Source organism: Aureitalea marina (assembly GCF_002943755.1).
GTDB classification, from domain to species: Bacteria; Bacteroidota; Bacteroidia; order Flavobacteriales; family Flavobacteriaceae; genus Aureitalea; species Aureitalea marina.
Genome location: NZ_MQUB01000001.1, coordinates 119,866 through 134,280, shown reverse-complemented (window position 1 = coordinate 134,280; position 14,415 = coordinate 119,866). Strand labels below are relative to the sequence as shown.

Annotated in this window: 13 protein-coding genes; 9 read left to right on the top strand and 4 right to left on the bottom strand. The window is 45.4% G+C overall.

The window, feature by feature from the left end:
* Positions 1-104: 104 nt before the first annotated feature.
* The 4 genes from BST85_RS00650 (at position 105) to BST85_RS00635 (ending at position 5,588) form a co-directional block, all read left to right on the top strand.
* The gene (locus tag BST85_RS00650) at positions 105-1,730 is read left to right on the top strand and encodes a vitamin K epoxide reductase family protein (RefSeq protein WP_104811493.1); all 1,626 of its coding nucleotides are present in this window, start codon (positions 105-107) and stop codon (positions 1,728-1,730) included.
* A gap of 79 nt (positions 1,731-1,809) precedes the next feature.
* Complete coding sequence (locus BST85_RS00645; protein WP_104811492.1) at positions 1,810-1,992, top strand: hypothetical protein; 183 nt, start codon at positions 1,810-1,812, stop codon at positions 1,990-1,992.
* Between the two features lie 84 nt (positions 1,993-2,076).
* Positions 2,077-4,269 (top strand): peptidase domain-containing ABC transporter, encoded by a 2,193-nt coding sequence (locus BST85_RS00640; RefSeq protein ID WP_104811491.1) that lies wholly within the window; start codon positions 2,077-2,079, stop codon positions 4,267-4,269.
* A 32-nt stretch (positions 4,270-4,301) separates the two neighbouring features.
* Positions 4,302-5,588 carry an HlyD family secretion protein gene (locus BST85_RS00635; protein ID WP_104811490.1) on the top strand — a complete coding sequence of 429 codons (1,287 nt, stop codon included), beginning with the start codon at positions 4,302-4,304 and terminating at the stop codon, positions 5,586-5,588.
* Here BST85_RS00635 and BST85_RS00630 read toward each other — a convergent pair.
* From BST85_RS00630 to BST85_RS14625, 3 genes are read right to left on the bottom strand one after another with little or no spacing between them, the layout of a single operon-like run.
* On the bottom strand, positions 5,585-6,694 hold the full coding sequence (locus tag BST85_RS00630; protein ID WP_104811489.1) for an ABC transporter permease: 1,110 nt from the start codon (positions 6,692-6,694) through the stop codon (positions 5,585-5,587). The two genes, BST85_RS00635 and BST85_RS00630, sit on opposite strands and share 4 nt — an antisense overlap.
* Before the next feature lie 49 nt (positions 6,695-6,743).
* Positions 6,744-7,898 (bottom strand): carboxy terminal-processing peptidase, encoded by a 1,155-nt coding sequence (locus tag BST85_RS14630; RefSeq protein WP_342750371.1) that lies wholly within the window; start codon positions 7,896-7,898, stop codon positions 6,744-6,746.
* Complete coding sequence (locus tag BST85_RS14625) at positions 7,895-8,884, bottom strand: PDZ domain-containing protein (protein ID WP_342750370.1); 990 nt, start codon at positions 8,882-8,884, stop codon at positions 7,895-7,897. Before BST85_RS14625 ends, BST85_RS14630 begins: the two co-directional genes overlap by 4 nt.
* A gap of 156 nt (positions 8,885-9,040) precedes the next feature.
* Between BST85_RS14625 and surE the strand changes: the two genes are divergently transcribed.
* The 5 genes from surE to BST85_RS00600 are packed head-to-tail and all read left to right on the top strand — an operon-like array spanning position 9,041 to position 13,824.
* Positions 9,041-9,817, top strand: a complete 777-nt coding sequence (gene surE / locus BST85_RS00620) for a 5'/3'-nucleotidase SurE (RefSeq protein WP_104811488.1) — start codon at positions 9,041-9,043, stop codon at positions 9,815-9,817.
* A gap of 13 nt (positions 9,818-9,830) precedes the next feature.
* Complete coding sequence (locus tag BST85_RS00615; RefSeq protein WP_104811487.1) at positions 9,831-10,118, top strand: hypothetical protein; 288 nt, start codon at positions 9,831-9,833, stop codon at positions 10,116-10,118.
* Positions 10,119-11,231: a lipid-A-disaccharide synthase gene (gene lpxB, locus BST85_RS00610; protein WP_104811486.1), complete on the top strand. Its 1,113-nt coding sequence runs from the start codon at positions 10,119-10,121 to the stop codon at positions 11,229-11,231.
* Between the two features lie 38 nt (positions 11,232-11,269).
* Positions 11,270-11,761 carry a C40 family peptidase gene (locus BST85_RS00605; RefSeq protein WP_104811485.1) on the top strand — a complete coding sequence of 164 codons (492 nt, stop codon included), beginning with the start codon at positions 11,270-11,272 and terminating at the stop codon, positions 11,759-11,761.
* Between the two features lie 47 nt (positions 11,762-11,808).
* Entirely contained in the window at positions 11,809-13,824 is a 2,016-nt protein-coding gene (locus tag BST85_RS00600) for a ComEC/Rec2 family competence protein (protein WP_104811484.1), read from the top strand.
* Here BST85_RS00600 and BST85_RS00595 read toward each other — a convergent pair whose 3' ends face one another.
* Positions 13,825-14,367 carry a thioredoxin family protein gene (locus BST85_RS00595; protein WP_104811483.1) on the bottom strand — a complete coding sequence of 181 codons (543 nt, stop codon included), beginning with the start codon at positions 14,365-14,367 and terminating at the stop codon, positions 13,825-13,827.
* Between the last annotated feature and the right edge of the window lie 48 nt (positions 14,368-14,415).

Below are 14,415 nucleotides of genomic sequence, written 5' to 3'. Positions count from 1 at the left end.
ACGAATATGAATTCATACCAAACAGCTGTGCATTGTCTATTGTAAAGACATCGATCCTGAAAGATATTCGTAGAAGAAGGTAGCACACAAATATCTACAGGACCATGAAAGCACATCTATACAATCTGGTAAAGAAACTAATTCGCAAGAACCAGATTCGAATTAACGAGGAGGAACTGCGCATGCAATTACAGAGTCATCCGTCCTATCCAAGCCTGCATGCTATAACAGGTGTACTGGAACATTTCAACATCCCTAACGCGGCCCTACGATTACCACGTACCTTAGACATACTGCAACATTTACCCCCCTGTTTCCTGGCACAAACCAAAGGGGAGGTAGATGAAGAATTGGCCTTGGTGAACAAAAAAGGAAAATCTCTTGTTCTCACACACGACTACAAACATCAGACCCTGTTAACAGAAGAGGCTTTCCTAGAAAGTTGGACCGGAATACTGATCGCTATCGAGCAAGATGAGGCCATCACCCAAACTACACCCAATAGCCGGATCGGATCCATCGGATGGGGTGCATTGCTGATTACTTTGGCCACCTATTTTACAATAATTATGGATTCATGGTTTCCCAGGATTCACTTTGTATTGAGTCTACTTGGAATGGTCATCAGCTATTTTATTGTGAAGCACGAGTTGGGAATCTCTGACAAACTGACCCAACAGATCTGCAACTCATCGGATAAAATGAGCTGCGACGCCGTTCTGGATTCCAAGGGTGCCAAACTTTTTGGCCGGGTAAAACTAAGTGATCTTAGTCTCGTCAGCTTTTTATCCATCACCCTTACCTGGCTCCTTTTAGTCTGGGGTGGTATTACCAATTATTCGTCTTTGATAGTTTGTGCGATTGCTTCACTGCCTGTCGTGGCTTACTCCCTATACTATCAATTGCGCGTTGTCAAACAATGGTGTCCACTTTGTCTCGGCGTAGTATGTGTGCTGCTTTTACAATTTGGATCCTTGTTCATAGGCGGTAGCTTTAGGCTATCGCCTATTGTTCTATCGGTTAATAGCTTTGGAGTCTTAATCTTGAGTACGCTATTGGTAAGCTTGGTTTGGACACGTATCCAGCCCTTGATCTTTGCCCAGAAAGAACTGTCACAATTCAAATTTGATCATTTAAAATTCAAACGAAACTACCCTGTATTTAAGGGGATCTACCAGGCTTCGAAGCCTTTGGCCTTCAACCAGGATATTCCGGGGGAGATCATATTGGGTAACCACCATGCACAGACTCATTTGATCCTAGTTACCAGCCCGTATTGTATCCACTGCAAAGAAGCACATAAGGACATCGAATCTATTCTATCCGGTGGAAAGGATAAAGTGAAGGTAAGTATTCGCTTTATGGCAGGTACAGATGATAAAGACTCCGATTTCTACCATCTCGTTGTTCAACTTTTTGATCTGTATCACACCCAAGGTCAGGCCGCCTGCCTGCTCGCTTTACATGAACTGTATGCAGAGCATGCAGACCCAGCGGCCTGGCTTGCTCGCCGGAAGACTTTGCAGACCACCGCTTACGACACTGCCATTCAAGCCCAAAAGAACTGGTGTCTGGAAAACAGTAGCCATTTTACCCCGGCGCTTTATTTGAGCGACCGGCCTTATCCCAAAGAATATCTACGTCAGGACATTCTGTATTTCCTGGACGATATCGCAGAAGAAACCCGTCAGGAACAACCGATCGCCAATAAAGATCGTCTGGCGTCATAATACACTTTTCGAAAAGAGCGGACATAGACCCGAGTGTCCTTAATTGTTCGGGGAATCATTAAAATGTAAATCTATTATCATGTTAAAGAATATCAAAAACCTAAGAGGAGCTGAGACATTGAACTCAGATCAACAAAAGGCCATCCAAGGTGGAGACGCGCTGTGTTTTGCTGGTTGTGCAGGTAAGCAACCTGGCGATCGTTGCCATATGGCTACCGTCCCTTGCAGAACCCTTACAGTGGTACTTGCAGCCCACAACTAACTTGTGATGCTAAGTAAAATTATCCCCGGGTTTTACCCGGGGGATACTTATTGTTCAGTAGAATCCCATTTTTGATCATTCATCTTGACAAAGAACTTCCCCACATATCGACAACCTGATGCCAAAGATTGTGGCCCCACTTGCCTGAGGATCATTGCCAAATTTCATGGGAAATCGATTTCTCTATCGGAACTCCGCAGACTCAGTGAGACTACACGTGAAGGAAGTTCGTTATTGGCATTAAGTGAGACTGCAGAAAAAATTGGACTGCGTACGCTAGGCGTGAAGTTGGACCTAAAGACCCTTCAAAAGGCAGATTTACCCTGTATTGTCCATTGGAACAACGATCACTTTGTCGTATTATACAAAATTAAAAAGGGCAATTACTACCTCTCCGATCCTGCATACGGATTGATCAAATTTAGCGAGCGAGAATTCCTTGACTGTTGGATGGGAAGGAACAGTTCGGTCAATGAAGTCAAGGGGATAGCTCTTTTGATCGAACCAACCGCTCGTTTCAAGGATTTCGACCCGGAGAATGGTGAGCAATTCTTTGGCTTTAGAAACCTGTTCACCTATGTAGCCCGTTATCGAAAATTCTTGTGGCAACTAATCATTGGACTGGGCGCCGGATGCTTACTACAGTTGGTGGTTCCCTTTCTAACTCAAAGTGTGGTAGATGTTGGAATCAAAAACCAGGACATTGGTTTTGTTTACCTGATCTTATTCGCTCAGGTGGCGCTTTTCCTGGGACGCAGCACCATAGAAGTAATTCGTAGTTGGATATTGTTGCACCTAAGTACCCGGATCAATATCTCGTTGATCTCGGATTTCTTTTTAAAACTCATGAACCTCCCCATTGCCTTCTTCGACAGTAAAATGACCGGTGATATCCTACAACGCATTCAGGACCATCGGAGGATAGAACAAATTCTGACTACTTCATCCCTGCGGGTTATCTTCTCCATGATGACCTTTGTGATATTTAGTTTTGTTCTAGCTTATTATAGCGGTTTGATTTTCGGCATCTTTATCACCGGTAGTATATGCTATTTCTCCTGGGTTCTTATTTTTCTTAAAAAGCGTCGCGAACTAGACTATAAGCGATTTGCGGCAGTGAGCTCGGAACAAAGTAAGGTCATTGAGATCATCAACGGGATGCAGGAGATCAAATTGCACAATTCTGAGCGACAAAAACGCTGGAACTGGGAACACGTCCAAGCCCGCTTGTTCAATATCTCGATGAAAAATCTGGCCTTGGAACAATATCAGAGCGTGGGATCCTCGCTCATCAATGAACTAAAGAATATAGTAGTCACTATGATTGCTGCTACTCTAGTGGTTCAGGGTAATATCACACTCGGTATGATGCTGGCCATCTCGTACATTGTGGGACAACTTAATGGTCCAATAGAACAGTTCATTGTCTTTATTCGTGAATTACAAGATGCCAAGATCTCTTTGGAACGCTTGGGCGAAATACACAATAAAAAATCTGAGGATGAGGACAATTTTCAAGGGATCACAAAACTAAATCTCCAAGAAGACATTGTCTTGGAAAATGTTGACTTTCGCTATCAAGGAAGTTTTGACAATGTACTTCGTGACCTTTCTTTGGTCATTCCTGCCAATAAAATCACGGCCATAGTTGGCACAAGCGGTAGTGGTAAGACCACCTTAATGAAGCTATTGCTCAAGTTCTATGCCCCTCAAAATGGACAGATACACTTAGGGGAACACAGTTTGGATTATATCACCAACAAAACCTGGCGCTCTCATTGCGGGGTTGTCATGCAAGAAGGGTATATTTTCAATGACACCATTGCCAACAATATTGCTATAGGCGAAGAGATCATTGATCAGAAAAAACTCCATCATGCCGTATCAGTAGCCAATATCAGCCAATTCATCTTGGGATTGCCAAGGAAGTTTGAAACGCAGATAGGGATGGAAGGAGTTGGACTAAGCACAGGACAGAAACAACGGCTATTGATTGCCAGAGCGGTTTACAAGAACCCGGATCTGCTGTTTTTTGATGAGGCCACCTCTGCCCTGGACTCCAACAACGAAAAGACCATTATGGAGAACCTCAACAAATTCTTCGAGAACAAAACAGTGGTCGTCATTGCGCACCGTTTAAGCACCGTCAAAAACGCAGATCAAATTGTGGTGCTCGACAAAGGGATGATCATTGAAAAAGGGACCCATAACGAATTGGTAGCTCAACGTAAGAATTATTATGAACTGGTTAAAAATCAATTAGAACTTGGAGCATAGCACAATTAACGCTCATAAATAAAGGGAGTATTATGCCATTGAATAATCAGCAGGAAAGAAGTACAGAAGTTCAGGACATCCTGAACAAACCCCCTAACTGGATGCTAATCTGGGGAAATGGGATTCTGCTGCTACTTTTTGTCTTTTTCTTCCTGTTCACCTGGTTTATTCAGTACCCTGATATTATTGAAACTGAAGCAATTGTAACATCCCCGAATCCCCCACAAAAGGAGTATGCCCAAAGCTCAGGAAAGCTAAAGACCTTGTTGGTGAGCGACAATCAACAAGTTTCTAAGGGAACTGTCCTGGCCATGTTGGATAATACGGCTCAGTTGGAAGATGTACTCTTCCTTAAGGCAATACTGGATACCATAAACATCATGAATAGTCCCTTGGAATTTCCTTTAGAGCAATTGCCCGGATTGTCTTTGGGGGAGATCTCATCGGCTTTTGTGGTTTTCCAAAATGATTACATTGAATACCGTCTATCCAGAACTTTAGATCCCCTTTCAAATGAGCTCAGTTCCAATGAACTTGCTCAATCACAATTAAGGCTGAGACTGGCCAATCTGGAAGCACAAAAGTCAATCGACGCCCGTAAAATGGAGCTATCCAAAAACGAGTATGAGCGCAACGAGTACCTCTATAAAAAAGGGGTGATCTCTCTGAACGAAATTGAACGGAAAAAACTAGAATTTCTGGATCAGGAAAAGAACATGCGCAATCTGGATTTGAGTATCTCCCAGATCCGTCAGAATTTGTCGGAAACCTCAGGAAATGCCACACAATTACAGATTAATGGTGAGATAAATGATGTTAGGCTGGCCAAGAAAGTAGTGCAGTCACTCATACAACTGAAAGAAGCATTGAGAACCTGGGATCTAAAGTATGTGCTTCGGGCAAATCGTTCCGGTCGAGTTTCATTGGTCAACATTTGGAATGAGGATCAGTATATCTCACAAGGAGATCTTCTCTTTACCATTGTACCCGAAGAATCGAGGGCTTTCATTGCTCATATTAAAGCACCTATTCACAACTCCGGTAAAATTGCACCGGGACAACGGGTAAATATAAAACTCCACAACTATCCTGAAGAAGAATATGGTAAACTAAACGCCACAGTTAGCTCAATGTCTGCCATCCCTAATGAGGACGGTTTCTATATGATAAAAGCTAGCCTTCCCGACCGCTTATTGACCTCCTATGAAATCGAGATACCGTTTAGAAGCGAGTTAAGTGGAACGGCAGAGATCATCACAGAGGACCTCAGGCTTTTAGAGCGGTTTTTCTACCAATTGCGTGGAATTTTTAACAGCTAACTCGATCGCACATCCAACGCATCCCTCAGGGCATTGCCCATTAGCATAAAGGCCATGACCAAACTCATGATGGCCAAACCGGGAATGATGGCTAAATAGGGTTTACCCAAGATGATATAGGCGTAGTGATCCTTGATGATCCCGCCCCAACTGGGCATGGGTGGCTGGGCGCCTATTCCTAGGAAGCTCAAACCGCTTTCGATAAGGATAGCAGAGGCAAAGTTGGCCGCCGAAATAATGATCACCGGTGCCAGGCTATTGGGCAAGACATGACGGGTAATGATACGCCAGTTGGTATATCCCAAGGCCTTGGCTGCAGTCACATACTGCATTTGCTTGACACTCATCACCTGGCCGCGTACCACCCGGGCCACTTCCACCCACATGGTCAGTCCGACCGCGATGAAAACCTGCCAGAATCCTTTACCCAGGGCCAAAGTGATGGCGATGACCAAGAGCAGCGTCGGAATGGACCAAGTCACATTGATGAGCCACATAATGGCATTGTCCACCCTGCCTCCATAATAACCAGCCACAGCCCCGAGCGTTATCCCAATGAGTAGTGAAATAAATACAGCCACAAAACCGATAGAAAGTGATATACGGATCCCTATCAACATGCGGGAAAGCAAATCCCTGCCGTATTTGTCCGTCCCCAAGTGGAAGGTCCTATCCTCGATATAGTACCTGGAAATTTGTTCAGGAGATCGAGCCAAAGGAAAACGTTCCAATGGCAAATTCTTTGTCAGGCCTTTACTCTCATCTCCAGTGTATTCAGTCACCTGGATACCTGAATCGGTAATTTTGACAAGACTTATAGGGATCTCAGTAGAAGTGGTCTTTCGCCCCAAGAAAAATACGGACACGGGACTTTGTTCGATCTCATCACCAGGAATGGTCAGCATGCGCACCTGGAAGCCAGGGGATCGGCTCTGAAGTGAAAGGTGCATCTCGTTGGCATTCCGAGAATTATCTGGCGCCAAAGCATAGGCAAAAATGGCTACCAGGACACAAACCCCAAGAAAGCTTAAACTAACAACGCCCCAAAAGTTCCTGAGAAACTTTCGGAGCGCTATTCTGGTTAATGAGTTTGACCGTTCTGCCACGCACTAAAGGTAGGCAATCCGAGGTAATCACGCCACGATTTCAAAGCTGCTAATTCTTGATCTCGGCAACCTTTCCCTGACGGATATTACTCATTTTAAGGTCTTGTAATACGTTTACGGCTTCTTCAACATAAATGTCCCCAGCCAAGTTTTTATGCCAACGTTTCCGCTTCTCACGCAAGGTGGTATCCTGACGCATCAATTCTACTTCATAAGGAAGTGAAGTATAAGACAACTTATTGTCGTATTCGCGTATGGCGTCGAATCGCTTGGACTCCTCCCTGCGCTTATCGATATCGGCTACATAGGCCTCGTAACTCAGATCGATCATAGTCTCTTCATTTCGATCTTTGATGTATCGGGCATTTTCTTCGATCAGTTGTACTTGTGGGCTTTGATCCATACGAGATTTACTCTTCGCAATGGTCGCCTCATAGTCTATGTACCCATCCCAGACGTCATAATCGGCTGGGGTAATTTTATCATAGGGCAATGGATTGTCATAATCGCGCTCTCCAATATCGATATACGAATATCGATCTGGCATAATCACGTCACTCTTCACACCCTCCAATTGAGTTGAACCTCCGTTGACGCGATAGAACTTTTGGGTGGTCAGTTTAAGGGCCCCCATGTCTCCCAGATCATTCTTGCGCAACCACTGGTTCAGATCGATCATGTTCTGTACCGTTCCCTTTCCATAGGACTGCTTACTCCCAATGATGATACCGCGTTTGTAATCTTGCATGGCAGCCGCAAGGATCTCACTGGCAGAGGCTGAAAGCTCATTGACCAGGATCACCAAGGGACCATCCCATAGGACATCTCCACTACGATCCTTAAGTACCTCTTTCTTTTCTCCGCTGGAAGCTACCTGGACCACCGGGCCTGCTTCGATAAACAGACCGGCAATGTCTACGGCAGTGCGTAGCGAACCTCCACCATTATCGCGCAGATCCAGTACCAGACCTTCCATGCCTTCAGACTTGAGCTGCTCGATCTCCTTACGAACATCGGTGGCTGCATTTCGGTCCTTGTAATTGTCCATATCGAAGTAAAATGCCGGTAGATTGACCAGTCCAAATTTGCGCTCATCCTTTTGGATCACGGTGGACTTAGCATAGGTCTCTTCCAATTCGACGACATCTCGGGTGATGACCTCATCCTCTACGGTTCCATCTACTCGCTTGATGGTAAGGGTCACCTTGGTACCTTTGGGCCTTTGATCAGCTTCACGGCATCGTCCAGACGCATGCCCACCACGCTGACCGCTTCGTCCTCATCTTCTTGTTTCACCTTCATGATCTGGTCGCCAACCTCGATGTGCTCTCCACGCCAGGCCGGACCACCACTGATTACTTCCACTATCCGGATATAATCGTTTCTTTTTTGTAATCGGGCACCAATTCCCTCTAACTTTCCACTCATCCGCAAGTCAAAACGGTCCCGATCCGGCGGTGCGAAATAATTGGTATGCGGATCGAATTCCATGACCACACTATTCAGGAAATTGGCGAAGTAATCCTTGCGCTCCAGGTCGTTGGTAAAATCGAAATATTCATCCATCGAAGTTCTGGAGGTAGTACGGGCCTTTTCTTCCAGCTCGCTTTCGGGAGTGGCGGTATAGCCCTCTTCATTCTCTACCTTTTCCTTCTCCTCCTCCATCAGATCATAGAAATTCCCAATGGCTGTGAATTTCAGTTGCTTCCTCCAACGTTCCTTCAGGTCTTTTTTAGACTTAGCATAAGTCATATTCTCGTAATCCACATCGATCTGCTCCTGCTTGGAGTAATCGAAAGGTTGATCTAATATTTCCTTGTAATAGCCTTGAGCTTCACTTTGACGTTGTGCAAAACGTGTATAAACCAGATTAAAGAAGGTTAGATCCTTTTGCTGTAATTGATCGTCGATCTGCAGGCGATATTGGGCAAACTCTTCCATGTCAGATTCCAGGAAGTATCGCTTGAGGGGATCCATGGTGGTGAGGAAATCGTCGTATACACCTGCGGAGAATTCATCGTCCATATCCTTGGGAGAATAATGTCCGCGTTCCAACACATAGGTGATCAGATCGATCAGTAATTTATCTTTATCATTGTCCTCAAATTCACGGGTTGTAAAACTGCAGGAGGCTGCAGCAACAAGCACGGCAAGGAACAATACTTTGAGATTCTTTTTCATTAATCGCATACTCAGCATCTTTTAAACCCCTAAAATAGAGAAAAAACCGTGCCATGCCTGACACCCGGTACTAATTTTTTGTTAAACGGAAAATTGAATTTCAGGGGGTTAACAAGCCATTTAAAGCTCGTATTTTAGCGAATAGAATCAAGCCGTAAACAAGCCATGGAAAAACCACTGATCTTAGTGACCAACGATGACGGGATCACCGCTCCCGGGATCCGTGCCCTGATCAAGGTGATGAATAAACTGGGAACCGTATGTGTTGTGGCCCCGGATTCACCACAAAGTGGAATGGGACATGCTATTACGGTCAATGATACCTTGTACTGCGACGCGGTCGTAGTGGACAAAGACGCCCCTCAAAAGGAATATCGTTGTAGTGGGACACCCGTAGATTGTGTCAAGCTAGCGGTAAACGAGATCCTTGGCCGTAAACCGGATCTCTGTGTCAGCGGTATCAATCATGGGAGCAATTCGTCCATCAACGTGCTGTACAGCGGGACTATGAGTGCGGCAGTTGAGGCCGGAACCCAAGGAATCCCTTCCATTGGTTTCTCCTTGTTGGATTACTCCTTGGAAGCCGACTTTGAACCGGTTCTGGAACATGTTGAGATCCTAGCTAAGCAATGCCTTGAGCACGGGCTTCCGACCGGAGTGGTACTAAATGTGAATTTCCCGAAGGTATCCAAGGAGGGTATCAAAGGAATCAAAGTATGCAGGCAGGCTGATGCTCACTGGGTGGAACGATTTGATAAACGAGTGAATCCTCTGGGGCGAGAGTATTACTGGCTCAGCGGAGACTTTGTGAATAACGACAAAGGAGAAGATACAGACGAGTGGGCGCTGGCCAACGATTATATTTCGGTGGTTCCGGTTCAGTTCGACATGACGGCTTACCAGGCTTTGAACCAGTTGAACAACTGGAATTTTAGCCAATAACCGCAGATACTATATGAAGAAGGAAATTGGAATCGGCTTTATTACTGGACTTATTGTCAATGGATTAGGAGTGCTTGTCTGCGCGTTGATCATTGGTTATGTCAAGGGAAGTGATTGGGAGCAGACTTTGAGGTTCTACTGGGAATCCGACAACCTGTGGATGTTAATCACCCTGGGTGCATTGCCTAACTTGGCTGCATTCTTCGGATTCTTGAAAATTAATCGGGATTATCGGGCTCGTGGGGTCTTATTGGCGACCTTTGTAGCGGCCATTTCATCCTATTTGATATATTTCCTGTAGATGAAGTACTACATCATAGCCGGTGAGGCATCTGGTGACCTGCATGGGTCCAACCTGATGAAGCAGCTTTTGGACCTGGATCCCGAGGCCGAGATCCGTTTTTGGGGTGGTGATCTGATGGAGGAAGTAGGTGGCACTTTGGTCAAACATTACCGCGACCTGGCCTTTATGGGTTTTGTGGAGGTGCTGTTTAACCTCAGGACCATCTTGAGAAATATTTCCTTCTGCAAGGAGGATATTGCAAAATTTGACCCTGATCTGCTGATCTTTATCGATTATCCTGGTTTTAACCTGAGGATCGCCCAATGGGCCAAAGAGCAGGGATATAAGACACATTACTACATCTCTCCGCAGATCTGGGCTTGGAAAGAGGGGCGCATTAAAAAGATCAAACGGGATGTGGACGCTATGTATGTGATCCTTCCCTTTGAGAAGGACTTCTACGAAAAGAAACATCAGTTCCCTGTTCACTTTGTAGGCCATCCCCTAATCGATGCCATAGCGGATCGACCTTTGATCGATCCGATACAATTCCAGAGAGAGCACAAGCTAGACGATAGACCCATCGTTGCTGTTCTCCCGGGTAGTCGGAAACAGGAGATACGAACCATGCTGAAGGTGATGCTCACCCAAGTGGATCAGTTTCCGGACCACCAGTTCGTAATAGCCGGAGCTCCCAGCCAGCCGGATTCCATGTACCGGGAGATCATCGGTGATCGATCTGTAGCATTGATCATGAACAAAACATACGATCTGCTTAGCGTAGCCAGCGCTGCCTTGGTCACCTCAGGGACCGCAACTCTAGAAACGGCCCTCTTCAAAGTACCGGAAGTGGTTTGTTATAAAGGCAATTGGATCTCTTATCAGATCGCCAAGCGAGTGATCAACTTGAGCTATATTTCCTTGGTCAACCTGATATTGGACAAACCAGCGGTGGTGGAATTGATTCAGTCTGACTTCAATCCCAAGGCCTTGAATAAAGCACTTTCAGACATCCTGGATGACTATAACCGGGCAGTTCTATTTATGGACTACTACGACCTGGAAAACAAGCTGGGAGGCAAAGGTGCCAGCCGTAAAACGGCCGAGTTGATGGTAGACGCCGCGGGTTGATTCGATTTTTTTAGTAATTTCGGACAAGCCCTATGTCTATGAAACTACTAACAACCTCCCTGTTGATGGTTTTGGTCCTATCTTCATGCGGATCTTCCAAGAAGGTCGCAGACCATTCCAGTAAATCGAGTAATCATTCCAAAAATAAGACCGTTGATCCCATCATCGATCACGCCATTTCCTTTGAGGGAACCCCATATCGATTTGGAGGCACAAGCAAGAAAGGCATGGATTGTTCCGGGCTGATCTATGTTTCCTATCTAGAGGGCGAGATCCAATTGCCCCGTGTTTCTCGTGACATGGCAAAAACAGGCAAAAAAATAGCCTTGGCAGATGTTCGTGAAGGAGACCTGGTATTCTTCAGTACTTCTAAAAAGGGAGGTGGGATCAACCATGTTGGCCTGGTGGTTGAACGCAAAGGAGGACAGATCCGTTTTATCCATTCGACCACATCCCGAGGAGTAATTGTTTCCTCCATGGACGAAAACTACTGGCGAAAGGCATTTGTGCAGGCCCGCAAAGTGATCTGAACTGATTAACTTTACCATGCTTCCCGGTTAGACTTCCCGGTCTGACCATGAAACCCGCAAACCGTTATGTGATCTTTCGTTTAGCCCTGGCTTTTGCCACAGGGATAGCACTTGCCTGGTTAGTACCTTCGTCGACCAAGGTATTGGAAACAGGAATACTCCCAACAGTCATCGTCCTGATCATTGGGTTTTTTAGGCTCAGGAAAACTGGTTTCGAATGGGCAGCAAACCTCATTTTTTTGATCCTGGGCGGGCTAAGCCTACAGGCTTCATTACTGGAGAACGGACACTATCCCTTGAGCACAGCCATATGTTCGGATAAGGACCAATTGATCAAATTAGAGATTACCGCCGTCCGTAAACCCAATTCATTCTACCAGGTCTATGTTGCTAATGTAACACGCATGGATTCATCCCATGTCCATGGTCGTGTATTGCTGAGAACAGCACTCACAGATAGTCTGCAACTTATTCCAGGTGATCAAATGCTCGTATACGCGAACATGGACCAACTGGATGCTCCCAGCAATCCCGGGCAATGGGATATGAGATCATACTGGAACATCAAACAGGTATTTCATCAGATCAAATTAAATGCCTCACAGATACTCACGAAATATCCCAGGGAGCCCAATTGGAATAGTAGGATCTATCGGTTTCGGAAAAAGCTAATTTCAGACTTGAAGAGTTCCGGACTTGAGGAAGATCAACTTGGGGTAACCATAGCCATGCTCCTGGGGGACCGAAGCGGTGTGGATACCGAACTGCGCCAGAATTTCCAAAAAGCCGGTGCTATGCATTTACTGGCGATTTCCGGTTTGCATGTAGGCCTGATCTTTCTAATTCTTAAGTGGATCAGTCATCCGCTGGGACGTATACGTGGTACCCGATTCGTCCAGATCCTTTTCATCCTGACCGGTATCTGCGGCTTTGCCTGCATAAGCGGTTTGAGCCCGTCGGTGGTCAGGGCCTCCCTACTTATGATCGTTTATACGCTCACCCAATTCTATAACCGACCGGTGGATTCTACCCAGCTATTGAGCATGATATTATTGGGCTTATTGATCTATAGGCCCCTTTATCTGTTTGACCTGGGGTTTCAATTGAGTTTTCTATCCGTGCTTTCCATTCTGTGGCTCGCACCACCTCTGATCAACTCTGTAAAGACACCTTGGAAAATGATAAAATGGATACGGGGAATGGTCGCAGTCAGTATTGCGGCACAACTAGGTGTATTGCCATTGAGCTTGTATTATTTTCACCAGTTCTCATCTGTCTTCTGGATCAGTAGTTTATTGGTCATTCCCGCAATAGGAGTTGTTCTTGTTGCCGGGATTGTGATAACAGTGCTTGCTTTTTATCAGCATGATATCCCTTGGTTGATACAGGGCTATAATACATTTTTGGGAGAGCTTCTCAGGCTTATGGAGGCCGTCGGAACATGGGGGCCCTGGTTTGAGGATGTTCACTTCCCTTTAGAATATAGCCTGGCTAGTGCAGGTATTATTAGTGCGTTGGTGTTCTGGATCCATAGTAAAAATGGAATCTTTAGAAAGCTGTTCTTTCTATCGGTATTGGGCACAATTTCTTTGATTGCCTGGAAGGACCTAAAGAATTCCAAGGAGACCTTTTATGTTTTGCATCAGTGGGGCGAGACCCTGGTAGCCGAACAGCAAGGAGACCAGCTCATTTGGATGCATTCCGATTCTTTGACCACGGCAGAAGATAATTATGCCATTAGGGACCTGATCCGTCATAACAACACCAAACTAGCGAAGCATAAAAGCTATGAATATCTCACCTGTTGGAAAAGAGGTAAACTGCTTATTGTGGACAGCTTAGGCGTATACCCTGCTGGGATTCGATCAAATTGGATCTTGCTGACACAAAACGCGCCGATCCACTTGCAGCGCATGATCGATTCTCTTCGGCCAACTCAGATTATTGCTGATGGTTCTAACTGGCCCGCCTTGGTTGAGCGGTGGAACAAGACCTGCCTAAAAAACAAAATCCGCTTTCACTATACAGGCGAAAGCGGAGCTTATGTCGTTGATCTGGATTGATCAGTCCTGAAAAGTACTTACAAAATCCTTTTGATAGGTTTCCCACTTCTCCATGGTGGTGATATCCTTGTAATCGTTGGTTGCGATCATCTTTAAGTAGATCTCCAATTCCTGTGGGGTTCGATACCCAGGTATTGCCTGAATATACTTCCCTTTATCATCGAAAAAGGCCAAAGATGGATATCCACTCAGATTTAGGGCATCTGCAAAGAAATGGGTCGCATTTCTTCCCTTACGTCCTTCCTGATAATTGGGATTAGTATAAGTAAAGCCATCGTAAGTGATCTCTTCTGTTCCTTCGGCATTGAATTTTACCGGGTAATAATTGGCATTGATGTAAGCCACCACATCGGAATTGCTAAAGGTATTCTTATCCATGAGCTTGCATGGGCCACACCAGGTGGTGTAGACATCGATCATGATCTTCTTAGGTTCCTCCTGCTGAGCAGCAAGGGCTTCGTTCATGCTCATCCATTGGATCTCCTCCTGGGCGGTTAAAGCCAGTGAAACCAACAGACAAAACAGCAAGACTATCTTCTTCATATTTGGGGGATTAGATGGTCAATATAACAAAAAACGTTCCATTTCTGG

Coding starts and splice junctions, on each gene's coding strand:
- BST85_RS00650 (WP_104811493.1), top strand. CDS start 105: ATGAAAGCACATCTATACAATCTGGTAAAGAAACTAATTCGCAAGAAC.
- BST85_RS00645 (WP_104811492.1), top strand. CDS start 1,810: ATGTTAAAGAATATCAAAAACCTAAGAGGAGCTGAGACATTGAACTCA.
- BST85_RS00635 (WP_104811490.1), top strand. CDS start 4,302: ATGCCATTGAATAATCAGCAGGAAAGAAGTACAGAAGTTCAGGACATC.
- BST85_RS14625 (WP_342750370.1), bottom strand. CDS start 8,884: ATGCGATTAATGAAAAAGAATCTCAAAGTATTGTTCCTTGCCGTGCTT.
- surE (WP_104811488.1), top strand. CDS start 9,041: ATGGAAAAACCACTGATCTTAGTGACCAACGATGACGGGATCACCGCT.
- BST85_RS00615 (WP_104811487.1), top strand. CDS start 9,831: ATGAAGAAGGAAATTGGAATCGGCTTTATTACTGGACTTATTGTCAAT.
- lpxB (WP_104811486.1), top strand. CDS start 10,119: ATGAAGTACTACATCATAGCCGGTGAGGCATCTGGTGACCTGCATGGG.
- BST85_RS00605 (WP_104811485.1), top strand. CDS start 11,270: ATGAAACTACTAACAACCTCCCTGTTGATGGTTTTGGTCCTATCTTCA.
- BST85_RS00600 (WP_104811484.1), top strand. CDS start 11,809: ATGAAACCCGCAAACCGTTATGTGATCTTTCGTTTAGCCCTGGCTTTT.
- BST85_RS00595 (WP_104811483.1), bottom strand. CDS start 14,367: ATGAAGAAGATAGTCTTGCTGTTTTGTCTGTTGGTTTCACTGGCTTTA.